A 22,941-nucleotide genomic window follows, 5' to 3' on the forward strand; every position below is an offset into this window, starting at 1 on the left:
ACAGGAGTACGGGCCCCGCTGGTTCGCGACCCGGGTGACATGGGAGGCTCTGTTCATCGCGAGCCTGATGTCGAGGAGAGTGACACCGTGCGGTCCGACGCCAACCTCGCGGGGCCGATGGCCGATCCGGTCCCCGGTCCCCGCTCTGAATCAGCGGGTGAGGATGTTTCACGTGAAACATCCCCTCCGCCTCTTGTGGACAACGACACCCCCATCGGCCGGGCTGCCCAGCAGGCGGTCGAGGCAATGGGGCGTGCCGGTGAGAGGCTGCCCCGGCCGAATCAGACCCGGGTGATCGTGGTCGCCAACCAGAAGGGCGGCGTGGGTAAGACCACGACGACCGTGAACCTGGCGGCCTCACTCGCGCTGCACGGTGCACGGGTCCTGGTCGTCGACCTCGATCCGCAGGGCAACGCGTCCACGGCGCTGGGTATCGACCACCACGCCGATGTGCCGTCCATCTACGACGTGCTCGTGGACAGCCGGCCCCTGCTGGAGGTCGTCCAGCCGGTGGTGGACGTGGAGGGGCTCTTCTGCGCCCCGGCCACGATCGACCTGGCGGGCGCCGAGATCGAGCTGGTGTCGCTCGTGGCGCGGGAGAGCCGCCTGCAGCGGGCGATCCAGGCGTATGACCAGCCCCTCGACTACATCCTGATCGACTGCCCTCCCTCGCTGGGGCTGCTGACGGTGAACGCACTGGTGGCCGGCGCGGAGGTGCTGATCCCGATCCAGTGCGAGTACTACGCGCTGGAGGGCCTGGGGCAGCTGCTGCGCAATGTCGATCTGGTGCGGGCCCACCTCAACCCGAGCCTCCACGTGTCGACCATCCTGCTGACGATGTACGACGGCAGGACGCGGCTGGCCTCGCAGGTGGCGGAGGAGGTGCGCAGCCACTTCGGCAACGAGGTGCTGCGGACGAGCATCCCCCGGTCGGTGCGCATCTCCGAGGCACCGAGCTATGGGCAGACGGTGCTCACGTACGACCCGGGTTCCAGTGGTTCCCTCTCCTACCTGGAGGCAGCGCGAGAGATCGCGTATCGGGGGGTCGGTATTCAGTACGAGGCTCGGCATGCCCATCTGGGCCCGGGCACGAACAGCACGCACAGTGTGGCGGAGGGGATCCAGTGAGTGAGCGACGTAGGGGTCTGGGGCGGGGGCTCGGTGCGCTGATTCCCGCGGCTCCGCAGGAGAAGACGCCCCCGGTGATCGGTGCCGGTTCGACGTCTCCGTCGGCGGTGCCGACGCTGGCTTCGGAGCGGGGGGTGGCGGCGGCGAAGCTCGCTGCGCTCGTACAGGCCGATGTTTCACGTGAAACATCGCTCGCGATCGTTCCGGAGGCCGATCCGGAGCCTCGGCCCGAGAACGAGACCGAGAGCAACACGGTCGCGGGGGCGACGTTCGCCGAGCTCCCGATGGACGCGATCACGCCGAACCCGCGCCAGCCGCGCGAGGTGTTCGACGAGGACGCGCTCGCCGAGCTGGTGACCTCCATCCAGGAGGTGGGCCTGCTTCAGCCGGTGGTGGTGCGGCAGTCGGCCCCCGGTCGCTATGAGCTGATCATGGGTGAGCGGCGCTGGCGTGCCTGCCGTGAGGCCGGACTGGAGGCCATCCCGGCGATCATCCGGGCGACGGACGACGAGAAGCTGCTGCTGGACGCGCTGCTGGAGAACCTGCACCGGGCTCAGCTGAACCCGCTGGAAGAAGCCGCGGCCTACGACCAGCTGCTGCGTGACTTCAAGTGCACCCACGACCAGCTGGCCGACCGGATCGGGCGCTCGCGTCCTCAGGTGTCGAACACGCTGCGACTGCTGAAGCTGTCCCCCTCGGTGCAGCGGCGGGTGGCCGCCGGCGTGCTGTCGGCGGGGCACGCGCGTGCGCTGCTCTCGGTGGACGACTCCGAGGCGCAGGACAAGCTGGCGCACCGGATCGTGGCCGAGGGGCTGTCGGTGCGCGCGGTCGAGGAGATCGTGACGCTGATGGCCTCGGAGCCGTCGAGCGTGGTGAAGCCGAAGGGTCCGCGTGCGGGTGCGCGGGTGGCTCCGGCGCTCAACGAACTGGCGACGCGGCTGTCGGACCGGTTCGAGACGCGGGTGAAGGTGGATCTGGGCCAGAAGAAGGGCAAGATCACCGTCGAGTTCGCCTCGATGGAGGATCTGGAGCGGATTCTGGGGACGCTGGCGCCGGGCGAGGGCCGGGTGCTGGATCAGGGTCTTGCCGGGGAGTGATTCCCGGGCCGCCGAGGGGCGGATCGCATCGGTGTGAACCGGCGCGATCCGCCCCTTCGCTTTGCTGTCGAAGAACGATGGGCCAGTGGATACGATGCGGTCATGGGTCGTCGGCTGGTACCGCTCACGCTGGACAACCTCCAGGACCTGCCGCGTCGTTGCCGGTCCTGTGTCTTCTGGGAATTGGACCCGGTCAGCGGCGAGGCCGCCGTGAAGGCCGGTACTCCGGCACAGGAGAAGGAAGCCTGGATCTCCGCCGTCCTGCTGGAGTGGGGATCCTGCGGCCGAGTGGTCTACGTGGACGAGGTGCCGGTGGGCTTCGTCCTCTACGCGCCACCGGCGTACGTTCCTCGGGCCACTTCGTTTCCGACCAGCCCGGTCTCGCCCGATGCCGTGCAGCTGATCACCGCCTGGATCATGCCGGGGTATCAGGGACAGGGGCTGGGGCGGGTCATGGTCCAGACGGTGGCCAAGGATCTGCTGCGGCGTGGATTCCGGGCGATCGAGGCGTTCGGGGACGCGCACTGGGAGGGCCCGGCCTGTCTGCTGCCGGCGGACCATCTCCTGGCGGTGGGCTTCAAGACCGTACGGCCGCATCCGGTGCATCCACGGCTGCGGCTGGAGCTCCGCTCGACGTTGTCCTGGAAGGAAGACGTGGAGCTGGCGCTGGATCGGCTGCTGGGCGCGGCGCGCAAGGAACCCGCGCTGCGGCCGCTGTGAGCACGAGACGCGGAACGGGGCCACCCCCTGGAGGGGCGGCCCCGTTTCACGTGAAACGTCGAGCGTGTCAGGCGGTCTTGACCTCGATGAACTCGGAGAGGTCGCGCAGGATGGCGGCCTTCGGCTTCGCACCGACGATGGTCTTGGCGACCTCGCCGCCTTGGTAGACGTTCAGGGTCGGGATGGACATGACGCCGTACTTGGCTGCCGTGGCCGGGTTCTCGTCGATGTTGAGCTTGACGATCTCGATGTCGTCGCCGTACTCGGCGGCGATGGCCTCGAGCGACGGCGCGATCTGGCGGCAGGGTCCGCACCAGGCGGCCCAGAAGTCCACCAGTACGGGCTTGTCGCTCCTGAGGACCTGCTCGTCGAAGTCAGCGTCGGTCACGTTCTTGAGGGTGCCGGCCACAGCGGCCTCCTTCTTCATTCCTGCGGGGTGTGGGGTGGGGCAGTGTGGGGGTCAGACCGGTCAGACCGCTGCGTGGACCTTCTCGGCGTCCGCGAGCGCCGCGAGGAAGCGCTCGGCGTCGAGGGCGGCGGAGCAGCCGGTGCCCGCAGCGGTGATGGCCTGACGGTAGGTGTGGTCCACGACGTCGCCGGCGCCGAACACGCCGGTGGCGCTGGTTCGGGTGGAGGGGGCCTCGACCTTGAGGTAACCCTCCTCGTCGAGGTCGAGCTGGCCCTTGAAGAGCTCGGTGCGCGGGTCGTGTCCGACGGCGATGAAGAGGCCGGTCACGGGCAGCTCGGAGGTCTCACCGGTCTTGGTGTTGCGCAGGGTGAGGCCGGAGAGCTTCTGGTCGCCGTGGATCTCCGCGACCTCGCTGTCCCAGGCGAACTTGATCTTCGGGTCGGCGAAGGCGCGGTCCTGCATGGCCTTCGAGGCACGCAGGCTGTCGCGGCGGTGGACGATCGTGACGGACTTGGCGAAGCGCGAGAGGAAGGTGGCCTCCTCGATCGCGGTGTCGCCGCCGCCGACGACGGCGATGTCGTGGTCCTTGAAGAAGAACCCGTCGCAGGTGGCGCACCAGGAGACACCGCGGCCGGAGAGGGCGTCCTCGTTGGGCAGGCCGAGCTTGCGGTGCTGCGAACCGGTGGTGACGATGACGGCCTTGGCGCGGTGCACGGTGCCGGCGGTGTCGGTGACGGTCTTGATCTCACCGCTGAGGTCCACGGCCACGACGTCGTCCGAGATCAGCTCGGCGCCGAAGCGCTCGGCCTGGGCGCGCATGTTGTCCATGAGGTCGGGGCCCATGATGCCGTCCTGGAAACCGGGGAAGTTCTCCACCTCGGTGGTGTTCATCAGGGCACCACCGGCGGTGACGGCTCCTTCGAAGACCAGCGGCTTGAGCGAAGCGCGTGCGGTGTACAGGGCGGCGGTGTAACCGGCCGGCCCGGAGCCGATGATGATCACGTTTCGAACGTCGCTCACGGGTTTCTTCCTCGTCTCTGCGGACTGCGTACTGCCTACCGGGGGCCGGTGCGGACTCTCACCCCACCCAACGGATCCTACGGCGCATGCATTCCCCGCCTGGCCCACCACGGCCCTGAACGCCTCGGCTACCGCGCGTAGGTGTGCGTCAGAAGGACCTTTCCGGGGCCGTCCGAACCGCTCTGCTCGCATGTGGTGTCGACGAGGTAGGCGTCCACGCGGGCGGAGTCGGCAGGGTGCGGCAGGACAAGGAGGTAGACGGGGGTGCCCTGGTAGCTGCCGCGTTCTGCGGCGAGCGGTGTGTCGGGCCGGCCGGTGGCCTGCTGGACACAGACGGGGACGGAGGCCGCTCCCCGCTTGTCACCCGGGGCGGGGGCGGTGTTCTCCAGACCGAGGGTGTTGTTCTGTTCCCCAGGAACGTTCTTGGCCCCTTGGCCGCCCGCGATGAGCTGCCGGACGCTGTCCTGAAGCCCCTGAGCGGTGTACGTGTCCTCGCCCGAGGCAGCGGCGGACGGCCGCGCGGCGGAATCGGACGCCTGGCCACTCGTGGCGGTCTCGTGGGTCGACGTGCCCGAGAAGTCGCCGAACAGGAAGACACCCAGGGCGCAGGCCGCGGCTCCGACCAGACCGGTGAGGACGGCGATCCGGCGACGCGCGCGGCGTCGCCCGGGCCCGGTTGGGCCGGTCGGGTGACCGGCGGGCGCGGTTCCACGTGAAACATCGCGGTCCGGCGTGCGGGGCCGGTCGGCGGGCGCGTCCTTGACCCGCGGCTGGGTGGAGTCGAGAAGGGCCTCCGCGGCGAGGGCCGCGTCGATGCGTCCGGCGATGTCGGCGGGCATCCGGGCCGGGCCGGGCAGGGTGCCGAGGAGCGAGCGGATCTCCTCCAGGGAGGCACGGACATCGGCGCACAGGGCGCAGTCGTCGAGATGGCGCCGGATCTCGGAGGTACGGGACGGGGAGAGGAGGCCTTCGGTCAGGTCGGAGATCTCCGAGACGTCCGGGTGCCGGATCGTGCCGGTCGTGCCGGACATGCCAGTGGGCGGGGTCATGATCGTCCACCTCCGCCCTTCACAGCGTCTGGGTCTGGATGCCTGGGTTCTGCCGCTGGTGGGACGGGTGGGCCCGGCGTCCGGTTCCTTCCCCGCTCGACGGCGGTGTTATCCCCGGCATTCGTGCGCAGATGAGTGAGGAGCGGCACGAGTTTCGCGCGGCCGCGCGCACACCGGCTCTTGACGGTGCCGGTGGGCACGTCGAGGACCCGGGCGGCCTCGGCGACGGGGTATCCCTGCATGTCGACGAGGACCAGCGCGGCCCGCTGGTCGGCCGGGAGGGTGCTCAGAGCGGCCAGGAGCTGGCGATGGAGGTCTTGGCGCTCCGCAGGGGCCTCCGCGGACTCGTGGGGCTCCAGAAGGCGCTCCAGGCGGTCCGTGTCGTCGATCGGCGAGGTCCGGCGTGAGGCGGCCTTGCGGGCCCGGTCCAGACAGGCATTGACAGTGATCCGGTGCAGCCAGGTGGTGACGGCTGAATCCCCGCGGAAGGTGTGGGCGGCCCGATAGGCGGAGACCAGGGCGTCCTGGACGGCGTCCGCGGCCTCCTCCCGATCCCCGAGGGTCCGCAGCGCCACGGCCCACAACCGGTCCCGGTGCCGCCGCACGAGCTCACCGAAGGCCTCGGGATCCCCGGCCACGTGCTGCGCCAGGAGCTCCTGGTCGCTGCGGCCCTCCGTGGTTCCTTCTCGCATCACACCCCTGCTTCCTCCCCGGACGGAGCCTAGGCGCGCCGGGCGGGCCGCGTAAAGAATCACGCGGCCCGCCCGGCGAGCGGGCCGCGCGCGGCCGATGGGAGTGCACTCAGGAAGACGAGCCGAGCACCTTGATCTCGTTGATCCCGCCCCGGTAGCCGCCGCCGGAAGAGGGCAGCTCGGTGATGTGGATCAGCACGTAGCGGGCACGGATCGGGGTGTCGAGCGTGGTCTGGATCTTCTTGTCGGTGCGCTTCAGCTCGGTGATCCGCTGGGCGAAGGCGGAGACGGAGCTGGGGGCGGCGCTGTCCGGGGAGGCGGCGAGGATCTCGACCGTCTGACCGGGCAGATACATGTCGATGTCGAGCCCGGACACATACCGGACCTCACCCAGGTCGACGATGATCCCGCTGCCGTCGTTCTCCGTCTCCAGACGGCCGAAGTTGGCGTAGTTGTAGTACTCGGGGGTGATCCAGGCGGATCCGGGGTCCCCATCGACGGTCTTCGGAGCCAAGGCGGGTTTCACCGAACCCCCGAGCACGGAGACGTCCCGGATCTTCAGTTCCTTGCCGGGTTCGGGCTGCTTCGGGTTGTCCCCGGTACCGGTCTGCGGGTTGTTGTTGGTGCCGCTGTTGCCCTGCTGGCCGCTGTGGTCCAGGAGGGTGTCGGCCAGCTGCCAGCTGCCCAGGCCGAGGGCGGCGATGAGCAGGGCGGCGACGCCCCACTTGAGGGCCCGGCCGGTACGGCTCTGCAGCGGGGGCGGCGGGGGCGCGACGGGCCGACTCTGGGTCGGGTTCACGCCAGGAGGCGTGGGACGGCCGTAGATCCCCTGCTGGTAGGTGGTGTGCTGGTACTCCGGCGGGGCGGTGAAGGCCGGCTCCGGCGGCCGGATGCGGGGCATCGCGGCCACGGCCTTGGCCAGCTCGTCAGGAGTGGTGCAGGCGGGCTCCTGACGGGAGGCGGTGGCCCCGTCGTTGGCGAGCGCGCGCATGGCGAGCTCGCCCAGGCCCCGGTGGACACCGGCGCGTACCTGGTCGGGGGCGATCAGGCCGACGCCCTTGGGCAGCCCGGTGAGGCCGTACGCGTCGCTCTCGTACGGCCAGCGCTGGGTGAGAGCGGCGTACAGCAGGGCGCCGATGGCCTCGGTGTCGGCCCGCTGCGGGGTCTCGCTGGTGATGCCGCGCAGGGCGGCGTTCACGGCGAGGCCACGGATCCGGTACTGACCCGTGGACGTGCGCAGTATCGCGCTGGGCGTCAGCCGCAGATGGGCGAGACCCTCACGGTGCGCGGCGGCCATCGCCTGGGAGACCTGGCTGACGAGCTGGTAGGCCTCGTGGGCCTCCAGGGGGCCGACGGCGAGCAGCGCGGTGAGTTCGGTGGCGTCGGGCAGCCACTCGTGGACGACGTAGACGAGGTCGTTCTCCTCCACGGCGTCCAGGACCTGGACGAACCGTGGGTCGCCGAGCAGGGCGGAGGACCGTGCGGCGGCCAGGACGGAGCGAGCGCGCGCGTGGTCGGCAGGCATCAGGTGCACACCCACGGCCCGGCGCAGCTTCTCGTCCATCGCGCGCCAACTGCTGAATCCGTCCACACGGGTGACGCACTCTTCCAGCCGATAGCGTCTGGCGAGCTTGTGTCCGCTGTGGAGTTCGGGTGCGGCCGCAGGGGCCGGGTTGGTGCGTTCGCCGTCCTTGTCGGGCATGGGTCCGTCCGCGGCTCGTCCGTTCTGGGTGTCCACCCCGTCGGACGTGGCCTGTGCCGCCTGAGCGGTCAGCGGCTCATTGCCGCTGTTGTCGGCCACGTCGACGGCAGCCGTGCTACGTTCCGCCACCGTCGTTCCCGCCTCCCCATCCGTTGCGCGCTGTCGGCCAGTCTGCGAAGCCATGCCAATTGTGCCCACAGTCCGACGCTAAGCACGACACACGAAAGGGGGCGACGGTTGTGCGCATCAGCGCCCCAAACGTCCGCGGACCATTCCGACCATCGCGTTGAGCTCCTCGATCCGCATCCGCTTGGCGGCGATGAGGAACACCGCTGCCAGGGCGATCCCACCGGCGACGAGGGCCGCGGCGGAGCCGGTGACTCCGCTGCCCAGCCACTGGGTGACCCCGTAGGCGGCCGCGCCGCCCACGGCGGCAGCGGGGACGCAGGCACCGGTGAGACGGGCGTAGGTGCGCATCACGTGCGCTCCGTCGAGGTCGCCACCGAGCCGGGCACGCAGTCGGCGCCAGGCGACGCCGACACCGACGGCGTAACCGAGGCCGTAGGCCGCGGCCATGCCGACCACCGCCCACCGGGCGGGGAGCACGAAGAACGACAGCGTGGAGACGGCCGCGTTGACGGCGGCGACGATCACGGTGTTGTAGAAGGGCGTGCGGGTGTCCTCGTAGGCGTAGAAGCCGCGCAGGACCACGTACTGGATGGAGTACGGGATCAGGCCGAGGCCGAACGCCATCAGGATGTAGCCGATGTTCTGGGCGCCCGAACCCGAGCCGGCGTAGAGCAGGGTGGCCATCGGGACGCCGAGGGCGAGGAACGCGAAGGCGCAGGGCACGATCGCGACGGCCGAGGTGCGCAGCCCGTAGGAGATGTCGTCGCGGACCGCGGCGGCGTCGCCGTCGTGCGCGGAGCGGGAGATGCGGGGCAGGACGGCCGTCATGACGGAGACGGTGATGATGGCCTGCGGCATCTGCCACAGCAGCAGCGCGTAGTTGTAGGCGGTGATACCGGTACCGGGGTGACCCTGCTTCTCGGCCACGGACCCGGCCCAGGTGGCGAGCTGGGTGACGACCACGAGGCCGACCTGGTTGGCGAGGACGAAGAAGAACGTCCACTTGGCCAGGCGGGCGGCCTTGCCGAGGCCGTGGCCCCGCCAGTCGAAGCGCAGGCGCGGCTTGAAGCCCGCGTCGCGCAGGTACGGCAGCATCGCGAGGGCCTGGACGGTGAGGCCGAGCAGGGTGCCCAGGCCCAGCAGGCGCACGCCCTCGGGGGTCACGGTGGTGGCATTGACACCGGAGGTGGTGAAGCCGCCGAAGGCCCAGATGAAGGCGCCGAAGGTGGCGATGACCACGATGTTGTTGAGGACCGGGGTCCACATCATCGCGCCGAAGCGACCACGGGCGTTGAGGATCTGGCCCAGGACCACGTGGATGCCCATGAAGAACATGGTGGGCAGGCAGTAGCGGGCGAAGGCGACCGCGACGTCCATCTGTTGGGGGTCGGAGGCGATCTTCGGCGACATCATCGTGATGAACACCGGTGCGGCCAGGACGCAGATGGTGGTGATGCCCGCCAGCAGCACCACGACGAGGGTGAGCAGCCGGTTGGCGTAGGCCTGCCCGCCGTCGCTGTCGTTCTTCATGGCCCGGACGAGCTGCGGGATGAAGACGGCGTTCAGGGCGCCGCCGCCGACCAGCACGTAGATCATCGTGGGCAGGGTGTTGGCGATCTGGTACGTGTCGTTGAAGGTGCCGACACCGATGGCACCGGCGATGACCAGGGTCCGCAGGAAGCCGGTGATGCGGGAGACGATCGTGCCCGCGGCCATCAGCGCGCTGGACTTCAGCAGGCTGGAGGCCCGCCCGGCGGGCTTGCTCGGCGCCGGTGCGGCGACGGGCGCCTCCTCGGCGGGGGTGCGGGGCGCCGCCTCCTGGTCCCGGTACAGGTGCGCGAAGGCGTCCGGTTCGGGCTGCTCGTCCGAGGCATTGGTGACGAGGGAGTCCACGCCGACGAACTGGGTGGTGGTGGCGTGGTCGCCGTACGGCAGGTGGCGCGAGGGCCCGTCGGGCTCGGGCGGCGGGGTCTGGGCCCAGACGCGCGGGTCGGGAGAGTACGAGGGCGCGGTCGGCGCGGCGTAGAGCGGACCGGGCTCCTGGTAGGTGCCGGGCGGCGGCGGCGGGTGCGAGGCCCGGTCGTAGAGCACCTCGGCGACGGGGTCCTGGGCCGACAGGTCCTGGGACCGGTACGGGTCGTGGTCGTAGGCGTCCTGGACATACGGGTCACGCTCCGGCGCGGGCGCAGGCGCGGGAACCTGCCCGGGCACCGGGGTGCCCGGGGCAGTGCCCTGGGAGGGCGCAGGCCCACCAGTGCCCTGCGCGCGGTCACCGTCGTACGGCGCGTTCATCGAAACCCCACCTCATCGTCCCCAGGCCGACCGGCCACGGCGTCAATCAACGGTCCACTGTCTCACTCGTGCCGGACCCCTCGGTGCTTTGCGCTCCGGTGTCCGGGGACTCGTCACTCGGCTGCGTGCTCTCCTCGGCGGCCGCGCGTGCTGCGACGCGCTTGCGACTGGCGTACATCTTGATGCCTGCCAGGACCAGGAGGAGCACACCGCCGGCGATGACGAGCATCACGGTGGGCGTGACCTCGGTCGCCTCGACGGTGAACTTGCGTTCCTTGCCGTAGGGGATGCCGTCCTTGGTGAACAGCTGCGCCGTGACCTCGACGGGGCCGCTCGCCGTGGCGTTGGCGGTGAACTTGACCGTCTGGGTGTGGTCGCCCTGGACGGTGACCTGCTGTTCGGCCTCGCCCTTGTCGCCGAACATCAGGCGGGTCGGGTTGGCGGACTTCACGCGCAGGACGAGGTCGTGGACGTCCTGGACCAGGCTGTTCTGCACGCTGACCGGGATGGTGGCGCTGTGTCCGGACAAGGTGGCGTCGGACTTGGGGATGACCTTGACCTTCTCGGTGAGACCGATCAGGTAGTCCTGCACCTCGTCCCGGTAGAGGCGGGCCTCGTCGGGGCGGCCGCGCCAGGACGTGGACATCTCCCGGTTGGTGGTGTTGCCGAAGGGGATCTCCACGCGGTCGGGCGCGGCGAGGATCACCTTGAAGCGGTCGAGCGTGTTCTGCGTGGTGCGGATCTTCTCGAACGCCGACACCGGCAGCTCCTGCTTGCGCAGGGCCTCGGGGTACTGGCCGGCGCCCGGCACCTGGGTGGTGGCTCCGGGGTCGGGCTTGGCGGCGGCCGCGGCTTCGAGGTCCGCCGGCTGGGTCCAGCGGCCCGCCTGGAGGCCGCGTACGGCTGCGGCCATCGACTGGACCTGGCTGACGCTGGGCGTCCGCTGCGGGGCGACCACGAAGCTGCGCGGCTCGTCGGTCCCCTGCAGGTTCAGGGCGAGGCTGTGGGCGAGGAACCGCTGCACGGCGAGCGTGGAGGTCCCGGCGTTCAGCATGTCGCCCTCGAAGGCGGTGGACAGGTCGGCGTCGGCGACGACGGCGGTGGTGCCGGCGCCGATGGGCCGGGCGGCCGAGGGGGTGTAGCCGAGGGCGCCGCTCTCCACGAGGCTGTCACTGCGGGTGAGGACGTTGTGGGCGCCGGCCGAGGTGGCGACGTTCACGATCGAGGGATCGATGGCGCCGTCCACGGGCCAGGAGAAGTCGGTGGACGCGGGGACGTGCAGGACCGTCTCGACGGCCTGCTTCGCTTTGTCGGTGGCGGGGCGCAGCTGACCCAGGGTGCCCGAGACGTCCTTGCCGTGGTGGGCGAGGGAGGCGAGGTCCGGGTCGGCGAACGGCAGGGCGACGACCTTCTTGCCCTGGACGGCCGCCTCCAAGGAACTCAGCCACTGCTCGGCGATGGCCTTGCTCTTGCCCTGGACGGGCTTGCCGCCCGGGCTGCGGACCCGGTAGCCCTTGGTCATCGCGTCGACCGTGTAGAGCAGGTCGGGGTCGATGACCCAGGTGATCGGCAGGTCCTTGCCGAGGGTGACCATCTGCTCCAGGCGCCCGCCCGGCCGCAGCTCGTCGGCGAGGGAGTCGTCGAGGAAGACGGGGGTCTGGAGCTCGTCGGAGCCGGTCTCCGCCGTCACACGGGTGCGGGAGATCAGCGGCCAGGCGTAGGTGAGCTGGGAGCGCTTGGCGGCGGCTTCCGGCTGCCAGGGCAGGAAGGTCCGCTTGATGCCCATCACCTGCTCGGACGGCCTGCTGTCGGTCACCCCGGACAGGGAGACTCCGAGCGGGTAGACGCCGTCCTTGTCCAGCTCCAGCTTGTTCACCGGGATGGTGAGCGTGAACTCCTGGCTGACCTTCGACGGCAGGGAGTCGATCTTCACCGCGTAGGCCGGGTCGATCTCGCCCGGGTCGGCGCCGGCCCGGAAGCCGGTCCGCTCCGCCGTCTCGTCGATGGACGAGCGGTCCGCGAGCGCCGGCCCGACCCGCAGGCCGACATGCGCACCGGTGATCTTCTCGGGACCGGTGTTGAGGACGGTGCCCTTGATGGTCAGGGTGTCGCCCTTGACCGGTGCCGTGGGGGCCATGGAGGTCAGCTGGACGTCCACGGACGAGGCCTGGGCGGCCTCGGCCCGGGGGGCGGGCGAGTAGATCAGGGCAGCCAGCACGGGCGTCCCGGCGAGCAGGACGATCGCCCGCCGCAGCCACCTACGCGGGGCAGGAGCGGGGGACGCCCCCTGGTTTTCTGCCGCCTCGGCCACGCGCTAGCCCGTCCCTCGAAGTGTCAGTGGTCGTCTTTTGTGCGTCCACGCATGGTAACGAGGCCCGCTGTGTGCGAGTGCCGCGCCTTGCTCCACATGATCGGCTCAGGGGCCCGGTGGCCGGGTACCGGGGTGGCCGCAAAACGGGGCGGCCCCTGGGGGGACGGGCACGTACCCTTTTCAGTTGTGCCGAACGCCAACGAAGACAACCCCAGTGCCCTGAGTCAGGTGCAGCGCCGCGCGGTCAGTGAACTGCTGCGGGTCGCTCCTGTCGCCGACGAGCTCGGCCGCCGTTTCCAGGAGGCGGGCTTCCGCCTCGCCCTGGTCGGTGGGTCCGTCCGCGACGCGCTGCTGGGGCGTCTCGGCAACGATCTCGACTTCACCACCGATGCCCGGCCCGAGGACGTACTGAAGATCGTCCGGCCGTGGGCGGACTCGGTGTGGGACGTCGGTATCGCTTTCGGCACCGTCGGGGCGCAGAAGAGCGCCCGCTCCGGCGACGCCGTACGGAATTTCCAGATCGAGGTGACGACGTACCGCTCGGAGGCCTACGACCGTACGTCCCGCAAGCCCGAGGTCTCCTACGGCGACTCGATCGACGAGGACCTCGTCCGGCGTGACTTCACGGTCAACGCCATGGCCCTGGCTCTGCCCGAGCAGGAGTTCATCGACCCGCACGGCGGTCTGGAGGACCTGGCCGCCGGCGTGCTGCGTACGCCCGGAACGCCGGAGGAATCTTTCTCCGACGACCCGCTGCGGATGCTGCGGGCGGCACGGTTCGCCGCGCAGCTGGACTTCGAGGTCGCTCCCGAGGTCGTCGCGGCCATGAAGGCGATGTCCGAGCGGATCGAGATCGTTTCCGCGGAGCGGATCCAGGGTGAGCTGAACAAGCTGATCCTGTCCGCCCACCCGCGCAAGGGTCTGGGTCTGCTGGTGGACACGGGACTGGCCGACCGGGTGCTCCCCGAGCTGCCCGCGCTGCGGCTGGAGAGTGATGAGCACCACCGGCACAAGGACGTCTACGACCACTCGCTGATCGTGCTGGAGCAGGCGATCGCGCTGGAGGAGGACGGCCCGGACCTGGTCCTGCGGCTCGCGGCCCTGCTGCACGACATCGGCAAGCCCCGCACCCGCCGGTTCGAGAGCGACGGCCGGGTCTCCTTCCACCACCACGAGGTGGTGGGCGCGAAGATGACCAAGAAGCGGCTCACCGCCCTGAAGTACTCCAACGACATGATCAAGGACGTGTCCCGGCTGGTGGAGCTGCACCTGCGCTTCCACGGCTACGGCGACGGGGAGTGGACCGACTCCGCGGTCCGGCGCTACGTCCGCGACGCGGGTCCGCTGCTGGAGCGTCTGCACAAACTGACCCGATCCGACTGCACCACCCGCAACAAGCGCAAGGCCAATGCGCTCTCCCGGACTTACGACGGGTTGGAGGAGCGCATCGCGCAGCTGCAGGAGCAGGAGGAGCTGGACGCGATCCGGCCCGATCTGGACGGCAACGAGATCATGCAGGTGCTCGACGTGGGCCCCGGCCCGGTGATCGGCAAGGCCTACGCCTTCCTGCTGGAGCTGAGGCTGGAGAACGGCCCGATGGGCCGCGACGCCGCTGTGGTCGCGCTGAAGGAGTGGTGGGCCGCACAGGCCTGACGCACGAAGCGAAGGGGGCGATGTTTCACGTGAAACATCGCCCCCTTCGCTTCGTCAGCGCTGATGTTTCACGTGAAACGTCGTTCGCCCCGGGCCAGGAACACGGCGGTCGCGGCGTAGAGGGCGGACACGATGAGGACCAGGGCCACGGACCGCCCGTCGGTGGGGAGCATCAGGGAGGCCACCGCTGCCGCGCCGACGAACGCGACGTTGAAGAGCACGTCGTAGACGGAGAAGACACGGCCGCGGTAGTCGTCGTCCACCCGGGACTGCACTTCGGTATCGGTGGCGATCTTGGCGCCCTGGGTGGCGAGGCCGAGTACGAAGGCGGCGGCCAGCATCGGTCCCGGGGCGAAGAACAGACCGAGGGCTGGTACCAGGACCGCGGCGCCCGCGGAGCAGGCGGTGATCCAGCCGAGCGGGCCCAGCCGGCCCACCAGCCAGGGGGTCACCACGGCGGCGGCGAAGAATCCGGCGCCGGAGGCGCCGACGGCGATGCCCAGCAGGGCCAACCCGTCGGATTCGTTGTCCGACCAGGCGTACCGGCAGAGCATCAGCAGCATCACGAACAGGGCCCCGTAGCAGAACCGCATCATGGTCATCGCGACGAGCGCCCGGGCGGCCTCGCGCCGGGAGGCGAGGTGGCGCAGGCCCTCGGCCATCCCCCCCACCGTGAGGGCGACCCCTTCGACGACCGAGGGATGGGTCCGGCCGGCGGGGTGGTCCGGCCCGAGCAGGCCGATGGCCAGCTGCAGGGAGACGAGGGCCGCGGACAGGTAGAGCCCGGCGCCCAGGAGCACCACGAGGGCGTTGGAGTCGGAGGCCAGCAGCCGGACGAGGAAGGCCAGCCCTCCGCCCGCCACCGCCGCGAGGGTTCCGGCGGTGGGGGAGAGAGCGTTCGCGGTGACCAGCTGATCGGGTCCGACGACATGGGGCAGCGAGGCGGCGAGCCCGGAGAGCACGAAGCGGTTGACGGCGGTCACGGACAGGGCCGAGGCGTAGAACAGCCAGTCGGGCACCTGCGCGACGATCAGCATTCCGGTGACGCAGGCGAGGAAGGCTCGCAGGAGATTGCCGTAGAGGAAGACCTGGCGGCGCCGCCAGCGGTCGAGCAGCACCCCGGCGAAGGGACCGATCGCCGAATACGGCAGCAGCAGTACCGCCATGGCGGAGGCGATGGCCGCCGGTGAGGTCTGCTTCTCCGGGGAGAAGATCACGTAGGTGGCGAGTGCGACCTGGTAGACGCCGTCGGCCGCTTGGGAGAGCAGTCGTACGGCGAGCAGGTTGCGGAAATCCCTCAGGCGCAGGAGTACGCGCAGATCACGTACGACAGGCATGAGGGCAAGGGTCACATACGCGGAGGGTCCCCGGGCACATTGCCCGGGGACCCTCCGCGGAAGAACTGCCGAAGTCCAGGTGTCGTGACGACCCTTGGGTTCGGTTAGCGCTCGACCTCGCCCTTGATGAACTTCTCGACGTTGGCCAGGGCCTCGTCGTCGAAGTACTGCACCGGCGGGGACTTCATGAAGTAGCTGGACGCCGACAGGATCGGGCCGCCGATACCGCGGTCCTTGGCGATCTTCGCAGCGCGCAGGGCGTCGATGATGACACCGGCCGAGTTCGGGGAGTCCCACACCTCGAGCTTGTACTCAAGGTTCAGCGGGACGTCGCCGAAGGCGCGACCCTCAAGGCGGACGTAGGCCCACTTGCGGTCGTCGAGCCACGCGACGTAGTCGGACGGGCCGATGTGGACGTTCTTCTCGCCGAGCTCACGGTCGGGGATCTGCGAGGTGACGGCCTGCGTCTTGGAGATCTTCTTCGACTCGAGGCGGTCGCGCTCGAGCATGTTCTTGAAGTCCATGTTGCCGCCGACGTTGAGCTGCATGGTGCGCTCGAGACGGACACCGCGGTCTTCGAACAGCTTCGCCATCACGCGGTGCGTGATGGTGGCGCCGACCTGCGACTTGATGTCGTCGCCGACGATCGGGACACCGGCCTCGGTGAACTTGTCGGCCCACTCCTTGGTGCCGGCGATGAAGACCGGGAGGGCGTTGACGAAGGCGACCTTGGCGTCGATGGCGCACTGGGCGTAGAACTTCGCCGCGTCCTCGGAACCGACGGGCAGGTAGCAGATCAGGACGTCGACCTCGCGGTCCTTGAGGACCTGGACCACGTCGACCGGAGCCTCGGCGGACTCCTCGATCGTCATGCGGTAGTACTTGCCCAGGCCGTCGTAGGTGTGGCCGCGCTGGACGGTCACACCGGCGTTCGGGACGTCGCAGATCTTGATGGTGTTGTTCTCGCTGGCGCCGATGGCGTCCGAAAGGTCGAGGCCGACCTTCTTCGCGTCGACGTCGAACGCGGCGACGAACTCGATGTCACGCACGTGGTAGTCGCCGAACTGGACGTGCATCAGACCGGGGACCTTGGCCGCCGGGTCGGCGTCCTTGTAGTACTCGACGCCCTGCACCAGCGAGGCGGCGCAGTTGCCTACGCCGACGATGGCTACGCGAACCGAACCCATTCCGGTTGCTCCCTGTTTGTTCTCGGACGAGGTCTGCGAGATGCAGGCCTCATTTTTCAGTTTCGTCGGACGGGCCGGATCGTCTGCGATCCCGTCCCGCCCGCTCACTCTCGATGAGCTCGTTCAGCCAGCGCACTTCGCGCTCCACGGACTCCATGCCGTGCCGCTGCAGCTCGAGCGTGTAGTCGTCGAGGCGCTCCCGCGTCCGGGCGATCGAGGCGCGCATCTTTTCCAGCCGCTCTTCCAGCCGGCTGCGGCGGCCCTCCAGCACCCGCATGCGGACGTCCCGTTCGGTCTGGCCGAAGAAGGCGAAGCGAGCGGCGAAGGACTCGTCCTCCCAGGTATCCGGGCCCGTGTGGGAGAGCAATTCCTCGAAATGCTCCTTACCCGCGGCCGTCAACCGGTAGACGATCTTGGCGCGGCGCCCTGCGAGTGAAGCGGCGAGCGCGTCCTCCGGGGCGTTGCCCGGTTCCTCGATCAACCAGCCGTTGGCGACCAGCGTCTTGAGGCAGGGGTAGAGCGTCCCGTAGCTGAAGGCTCTGAACACCCCCAGCGAGGTATTGAGCCGCTTGCGCAGCTCATAGCCGTGCATGGGGGATTCACGGAGCAGGCCGAGGACGGCGAACTCGAGGATGCCTGAGCGTCTGCTCATCCGCCTGCCTCTCCTCCGCCCCTGAGTCTTTATACCGAGCTGATGTATCGACTCGATACATCCAGACGATAGAACGGGGCGCTCTGATCGACAAGGGGAGACGTAGTGACCGGTGTCACATCACCAATTCGCACCAGGCAGGTTGCCTGATTTGGGGTGAACTTCGGCACTGGGCGCGTTTTGAGCGTGCGTAGTCTGTGCGCCAGGACACCGGGGGGGACCGGAAATGATCTGCCGCTTCCAGGCCACTCGCCTGCCCGAGGAGTAGTCGTTCGATGAGCGAGCACCGTCGCAAACCGCCGCAGCCCGAGGGCGGTGGGCGCGCCTCAGCCCGCCGCGCTGCCCAGCCGCGCCCTGGAAGGGGCGCGGCCGGACATGACGTCCCCACGGCGTCGTACAGCGGCTCGTACGCACCGCAGCCCTCGGGCAGCCGTGCCGAGGCCCGCCGGGCCGCCCAGAGAGGCAGCGGCCGCGGGAGAGGAACCGGCACCGCCACGCGCGGCACCGGGCGCCCGGACAAGCGGCTCATCAACTACCCGCGGTCGGACAGGGACGGCTGGAAGCGCTTCGTGCCGTCCTGGAAGTTCGTCGCCGGTACGGCTCTGGGCTTCTTCGCCGTCATCACGGCCGGCGCCGGCATCGGCATCGCCATGGTGAGCACGCCTGACCCGAACAAGGCGGCCCAGGCGCAGAACAACGTCTTCTACTGGGCCGACGGCAGCCAGATGGTGGCGACGGGCGGTTCGATGAACCGGCAGATCGTGCCCATCTCCAGCATCCCCCGGTCGATGAGGGACGCCGTGATCGCGGCGGAGAACGAGTCCTTCGAGACCGACAAGGGCGTGGACCCGATGGGTGTCGCCCGCGCCGTGTACAACATGGCCACGGGCGGCTCCACCCAGGGCGGCTCGACCATCACCCAGCAGTACGTGAAGAACACCTACCTCGACTCGGACCAGACGCTCAAGCGCAAGGCCACCGAGCTCTTCATCGCGATAAGGCTGGGCGTCACCGAGGAGAAGGACAAGGTCCTCGCGGGCTACCTGAACACCGCCTACTACGGTCGCGACGCCTACGGGATCCAGGCCGCCGCCCGCGCCTACTTCGGCAAGGACAGCCAGAACCTGAACCCTTCCGAGTGCGCCTTCCTGGCCGCCGTGCTGAAGGGCCCCAACCTCTACAACCCGGACGGTGGCATCGGTGCCGCCGCCACCCCCGCCCTCAACGAGAAGCGGGCCCGTGAGCGCTGGTCCTGGGTGCTGGACCGCGAGGTCGTGGTCGGCCGGATGGACAAGGCCGAGCGGGCCAAGTACACCGACGCGGACTTCCCGCCGCGCGTGGAGTCGGAGCAGGCCCGTGGCATGACCGGCCAGATCGGCTACCTGGTCGACACCGCCAAGGCCTACGTGATGAAGACCAAGGGCATCACCCCCGAACAGATGGCCCTGGGCGGCTACCGGATCAAGACCACCTTCCAGAAGCCGAGGGTGGACGCCATGGTCAAGGCGGTCGAGGACACCCGCAACGGGTTCATCGACGAGAAGGGCCGCCCCGAGACGGACACCTTCGTGCAGTTCGGCGCGGCCTCCGTGGACGTCAAGACCGGGGCCCTCGTCGCCCTGTACGGCGGCCCGGGCTGGGATCACAAGTACTTCAGCAACAACGCCAACACCAGCGGTGTCCCGGTCGGCTCGACCTGGAAGCCGTACGTGCTGGCGGCGGCCATGGAGTACGGCACCCAGAACTCCAAGGGCAAGGGCATCTCGGCCGACAGCAAGTACATGGCCAACGACCTCACCGTGATCAACAACCGTGAGGGCAGGCCCCTGCGCGACGCGTCGGGCGCGCCGTTCAAGCAGAAGAACGAGAGCCCCACCCCCTTCGGGTACGTGACCCTCAACGAGGCGATGGAGAAGTCCATCAACGTCCCGTTCGCCCAGCTCGTCTTCGATGTCGGCCACGACAAGGTCAGGGCCGTGGCCAAGTCCACGGGCATCCTGGAGGAGTCGATCAACCCGAACACCGACGCCTCCTTCGCCCTCGGTACCTCCACCCCGAGCGCCATCCGCATGGCCGACTCGTACGCGACCTTCGCCGCGTCCGGCACGCACCGCGAGCCGTTCTCCGTGACCGAGGTCGAGAAGAACGGCGAGAAACTGTCCGGCTTCGAGGCCCCCAAGGACCAGCGGGCCATGGACAGCGACGTCGCCGACAACATCACCAAGGTGCTGGAGAACGTCGTCGAGAACGGCACCGGCAAGAAGGTCAAGAAGCTGGGCCGGCCCGCCGCGGGCAAGACCGGTACCACGGACGAGAACAAGTCGGCGTGGTTCGTCGGCTACACCCCGGAGCTGTCGACCTCGGTGGTCCTCTTCCGAACCGACCCCAACTCGGCGGACAAGAAGCTGATCTCCATGAAGGGTGTGGGAAACATCCCCTCCCTCCACGGTGGTGACATCCCGGCCGAGATCTGGACCGAGTACATGGGCGAAGCGCTCAAGGGCCAGCCGGTCAAGGAGTTCCCGGAGGCCGAGGACATCGGCGTGACCGCCGACTCCGCCGGCGCCCCCTCCCCCACGCCCTCGGCCGTCGTCTTGCCGTCCCCCTCCCCGTCGACGCAGCCGTCGACCTCCCCGTCCCCGTCCCCGTCCCCGTCGAAGGGCGGCCGGCCCTCCTGCCCGCCGTGGAAGCTGTACTGCGACCCGGACACCACGCGCGGGACCACCAACGGAGGTACGGACAGCGGCACCACGGCCGGCAACACCTCGGGGAATACGTCCGGCAACACGTCCGGCACCAACTCCGGGGTGATCGGCGGACCCAGCGGCTCGCCGACCCAGAGCGGCAAACCGGGCCGCCCGGGCGGCATCACCGGCGGGTTCGACGACCCCGGCTCCGAGTGACCCGTAGCACCGCTCCCTGAGCACACGAAGGCCGTCGCACGCACCGTGCGACGGCCTTCTCCCGTGTCCGGTCCCGTACGGCAGGATGACCCCCATGACCAAGGTGCACGAGGACAGCCCCGTACTGCCCACACAGCAGGACGAGGTCGCCGCAGCCGGCAGTGAGCTCATCGGCGGCCCGCTCGGCCGCTACGCCCGCCTCGGCGGGCACTGGCTGGGGCCGGTCCGGGTCGTGGCGCTCATCGCCATCGGCATGTTCGCGCTCGGCATGGTCCAGAAGCTGCCCTGCTACGACTGGGCGTGGTTCCGGGGGGCGGGCTCGCAGTACACCCACGCCTGCTACTCCGACATCCCGCACCTGTACGCGGTGCGCGGCTTCGCCGACAACCTGACGCCCTACTTCGACCGGCTCCCCGGCGACATGGAGTACCTGGAGTACCCGGTGCTCACCGGGCTCTTCATGGAGATCGCCTCCTGGCTGACCCCCGGTAGCGGCTCCATGCAGCACCGCGAACAGATGTACTGGATGGTCAACGCGGGCATGCTGATGGCCTGCGCGGCCGTCATCGCCGTGTGCGTCGCCCGCACGCACCGCCGCCGCCCCTGGGACGCCCTGCTCTTCGCCCTGGCGCCGGCCTTCGCCCTGACGGCGACGATCAACTGGGACCTGCTGGCCATCGCCCTGACCGCCGCCGGGATGCTCATGTGGTCCCGCGGCCGGACGGTCCTCTTCGGCGTCCTCATCGGCCTGGCCACCGCGGCCAAGCTCTACCCGGTCCTGCTGCTCGGCGCGCTGTTCGTGCTCTGCTGGCGGGCCGGGAAGTGGCGCGCCTTCGGCGCCGCGGTACTCGGCGCGGCCGGAGCCTGGCTCGTGGTCAACCTGCCGGTCATGCTGTTCGCCTGGGACGGCTGGAAGAAGTTCTACACCTTCAGCCAGGAACGGCCCATCGACTTCGGTTCGGTGTGGCTGCTGATCTCCCAGCGCTCGGGCAACTCGCTGGACGGCGCCAACACGTACGCGACCGGCCTGACGCTCCTGCTGTGCGGGGCCGTCGGACTGCTCACCCTGACCGCCCCCCGCCGGCCCCGCTTCGCCCAGCTGGCCTTCCTCGTCGTCGCCGCGTTCATCCTGTGCAACAAGGTCTACTCACCGCAGTACGTGCTGTGGCTGATCCCGCTCGCGGCGCTGGCCCGGCCGCGCTGGCGGGACTTCCTGATCTGGCAGGCCGGCGAGGTCGTCTACTTCCTCGGGATCTGGTTCTACCTCGCCTACACCTCCAGCGCCGACAAGCACCAGGGCCTGCCCGTGGAGGGGTACCAGCTGGCGATCACCGCCCACCTGCTGACGACCCTCTACCTGTGCGCGGTCATCGTCCGGGACATCCTGATGCCCGAGCGGGACGCCGTACGACGGGACGGTTCGGACGACCCCTCCGGCGGCGTCCTGGACGGCGCGGAGGACGTGTTCGTGCTGTCGGACGCGGCGAGGGCGCCGCAGAACGCGACGCCCTCGGAGGGACAGCGGGTCGCCTGGGGCACGAGCCCCCAGGACTGACCGGTCGGACTCAGGCGTCGAGCACCCGGTCGAACTGGGTGGTGGTGTGCCGCAGGTGAGCCACCAGCTCGTCGCCGACCTTCGGCTCGGTCGCGTCCGAGGGCACGAACAGGATCGACACCTGCATGTGCGGCGGCTCCGCGAACCAGCGCTGCTTGCCCGCCCACACGAAAGGCGAAAGGTTCCGGTTGACCGTCGCCAGACCCGCACGGGCGACACCCTTGGCGCGCGGCATCACACCGTGGAGCGCCTTGGGGGCCTCCAGGCCCACGCCGTGCGAGGTGCCACCGGCGACCACGACCAGCCAGCCGTCGGAGGCGGCCTTCTGCTGGCGGTAGCCGAACCGGTCGCCCTTGGCCACGCGTGTGACGTCGAGGACCGCGCCGCGGTACTCGGTGGCCTCGTGGTCGCCCAGCCACAGCCGGGTGCCGATGCGGGCCCGGAAGCGGGTCTGCGGGAACTGCTGCTGCAGCCGCGCGAGCTCCGCGGCCCGCAGGTGGCTGACGAACATGGTGTGCAGCGGCAGCCGGGCCGCGCGCAGCCGGTCCATCCAGCCGATGACCTCCTCGACGGCGTCCGAGCCGTCGGGGCGGTCCAGGGGCAGGTGCAGCGCGAAGCCCTCCAGCCGGACGTCCTCGATCGCGGCGTGCAGCTGGCCGAGGTCCTGCTCGGAGATGCCGTGACGGCGCATCGAGCTCATGCACTCGATGACCACCCTGGCTCCGACCAGACCGCGCACCCCGTCCAGGGAGGCGACCGAACGGATCACCCGGTCCGGCAGCGGCACCGGGTCCTCGCCCCGCCGGAACGGGGTGAGGACGAGCAGGTCGCCGCCGAACCAGTCCTTGATGCTGGAGGCCTCGTACGTCGTTCCCACGGCCAGGATGTCGGCGCCCATGCGGGTCGCCTCCTCGCAGAGCCGCTCGTGACCGAAGCCGTATCCGTTGCCCTTGCAGACCGGGATCAGCCCGGGGAACTGGTCCTGGATCTGCTTCTGGTGCGCACGCCAGCGCGCGGTGTCGACGTAGAGCGTGAGCGCCATGCCCGTCCGGAACCTCTCCTGAGAAGCTGCGTGGTGCAGCGGTGCTGTGTGTGCGGTGGGGTG

Annotated in this window: 17 protein-coding genes; 6 read left to right on the forward strand and 11 right to left on the reverse strand. The window is 69.7% G+C overall.

Annotation, left to right across the window (positions count from 1 at the left end; translation table 11 throughout):
• Positions 1 to 39 precede the first annotated feature (39 nt).
• The 3 genes from ACWG52_RS19095 to ACWG52_RS19105 all read left to right on the forward strand — a co-directional run bounded on the left by ACWG52_RS19095 (position 40) and on the right by ACWG52_RS19105 (position 2,945).
• Positions 40 to 1,128 carry a ParA family protein gene (locus ACWG52_RS19095; RefSeq protein WP_389804379.1) on the forward strand — a complete coding sequence of 363 codons (1,089 nt, stop codon included), beginning with the start codon at positions 40 to 42 and terminating at the stop codon, positions 1,126 to 1,128.
• A complete protein-coding gene (locus ACWG52_RS19100; RefSeq protein ID WP_389804382.1) occupies positions 1,125 to 2,225 on the forward strand; it encodes a ParB/RepB/Spo0J family partition protein in 1,101 nt (366 codons plus the stop codon). Before ACWG52_RS19095 ends, ACWG52_RS19100 begins: the two co-directional genes overlap by 4 nt.
• Before the next feature lie 102 nt (positions 2,226 to 2,327).
• Positions 2,328 to 2,945 (forward strand): GNAT family N-acetyltransferase, encoded by a 618-nt coding sequence (locus ACWG52_RS19105; RefSeq protein WP_375934786.1) that lies wholly within the window; start codon positions 2,328 to 2,330, stop codon positions 2,943 to 2,945.
• Between the two features lie 67 nt (positions 2,946 to 3,012).
• On the opposite strand, the gene trxA is transcribed toward ACWG52_RS19105, so the two are convergent.
• From trxA to ACWG52_RS19140, 7 genes are all read right to left on the reverse strand, one after another.
• Positions 3,013 to 3,354, reverse strand: a complete 342-nt coding sequence (gene trxA / locus ACWG52_RS19110) for a thioredoxin (protein WP_389804386.1) — start codon at positions 3,352 to 3,354, stop codon at positions 3,013 to 3,015.
• Between the two features lie 60 nt (positions 3,355 to 3,414).
• Positions 3,415 to 4,374 carry a thioredoxin-disulfide reductase gene (gene trxB / locus ACWG52_RS19115; protein ID WP_033214950.1) on the reverse strand — a complete coding sequence of 320 codons (960 nt, stop codon included), beginning with the start codon at positions 4,372 to 4,374 and terminating at the stop codon, positions 3,415 to 3,417.
• A 128-nt stretch (positions 4,375 to 4,502) separates the two neighbouring features.
• Complete coding sequence (locus tag ACWG52_RS19120; protein ID WP_453129028.1) at positions 4,503 to 5,423, reverse strand: anti-sigma factor family protein; 921 nt, start codon at positions 5,421 to 5,423, stop codon at positions 4,503 to 4,505.
• Positions 5,420 to 6,115 carry an RNA polymerase sigma factor SigM gene (sigM, locus tag ACWG52_RS19125; RefSeq protein WP_161290332.1) on the reverse strand — a complete coding sequence of 232 codons (696 nt, stop codon included), beginning with the start codon at positions 6,113 to 6,115 and terminating at the stop codon, positions 5,420 to 5,422. The genes ACWG52_RS19120 and sigM overlap by 4 nt, the downstream gene beginning before the upstream one ends.
• 109 nt (positions 6,116 to 6,224) lie before the next feature.
• Positions 6,225 to 7,946: a protein kinase family protein gene (locus ACWG52_RS19130; RefSeq protein ID WP_389804393.1), complete on the reverse strand. Its 1,722-nt coding sequence runs from the start codon at positions 7,944 to 7,946 to the stop codon at positions 6,225 to 6,227.
• 117 nt (positions 7,947 to 8,063) lie between these two features.
• Positions 8,064 to 10,238 (reverse strand): murein biosynthesis integral membrane protein MurJ, encoded by a 2,175-nt coding sequence (gene murJ, locus ACWG52_RS19135; RefSeq protein WP_453129029.1) that lies wholly within the window; start codon positions 10,236 to 10,238, stop codon positions 8,064 to 8,066.
• Between the two features lie 46 nt (positions 10,239 to 10,284).
• Entirely contained in the window at positions 10,285 to 12,549 is a 2,265-nt protein-coding gene (locus tag ACWG52_RS19140) for a DUF6049 family protein (RefSeq protein WP_389804399.1), read from the reverse strand.
• 186 nt (positions 12,550 to 12,735) lie between these two features.
• Between ACWG52_RS19140 and ACWG52_RS19145 the strand changes: the two genes are divergently transcribed.
• Positions 12,736 to 14,202 (forward strand): CCA tRNA nucleotidyltransferase, encoded by a 1,467-nt coding sequence (locus ACWG52_RS19145; RefSeq protein ID WP_389804401.1) that lies wholly within the window; start codon positions 12,736 to 12,738, stop codon positions 14,200 to 14,202.
• A 68-nt stretch (positions 14,203 to 14,270) separates the two neighbouring features.
• Here ACWG52_RS19145 and ACWG52_RS19150 read toward each other — a convergent pair whose 3' ends face one another.
• The 3 genes from ACWG52_RS19150 to ACWG52_RS19160 form a co-directional block, all read right to left on the reverse strand.
• Positions 14,271 to 15,539, reverse strand: coding sequence for an MFS transporter (locus ACWG52_RS19150; protein WP_389804403.1), 1,269 nt, complete (start codon positions 15,537 to 15,539; stop codon positions 14,271 to 14,273).
• 104 nt (positions 15,540 to 15,643) lie between these two features.
• Entirely contained in the window at positions 15,644 to 16,726 is a 1,083-nt protein-coding gene (locus ACWG52_RS19155) for an inositol-3-phosphate synthase (protein ID WP_189737960.1), read from the reverse strand.
• A 49-nt stretch (positions 16,727 to 16,775) separates the two neighbouring features.
• Positions 16,776 to 17,378, reverse strand: a complete 603-nt coding sequence (locus tag ACWG52_RS19160; protein WP_030008393.1) for a PadR family transcriptional regulator — start codon at positions 17,376 to 17,378, stop codon at positions 16,776 to 16,778.
• 275 nt (positions 17,379 to 17,653) lie between these two features.
• Between ACWG52_RS19160 and ACWG52_RS19165 the strand changes: the two genes are divergently transcribed.
• Positions 17,654 to 20,281, forward strand: coding sequence for a transglycosylase domain-containing protein (locus tag ACWG52_RS19165; protein WP_453129030.1), 2,628 nt, complete (start codon positions 17,654 to 17,656; stop codon positions 20,279 to 20,281).
• Positions 20,282 to 20,375: 94 nt separating this feature from the next.
• Positions 20,376 to 21,836, forward strand: a complete 1,461-nt coding sequence (locus ACWG52_RS19170; RefSeq protein WP_389804410.1) for a glycosyltransferase family 87 protein — start codon at positions 20,376 to 20,378, stop codon at positions 21,834 to 21,836.
• A 10-nt stretch (positions 21,837 to 21,846) separates the two neighbouring features.
• Here the strand turns inward: ACWG52_RS19170 and ACWG52_RS19175 are convergent, their stop codons facing one another.
• The gene (locus ACWG52_RS19175) at positions 21,847 to 22,878 is read right to left on the reverse strand and encodes an alanine racemase (protein WP_030008390.1); all 1,032 of its coding nucleotides are present in this window, start codon (positions 22,876 to 22,878) and stop codon (positions 21,847 to 21,849) included.
• Positions 22,879 to 22,941: the final 63 nt, after the last annotated feature.

Source organism: Streptomyces sp. CLCI03, assembly GCF_053615355.1.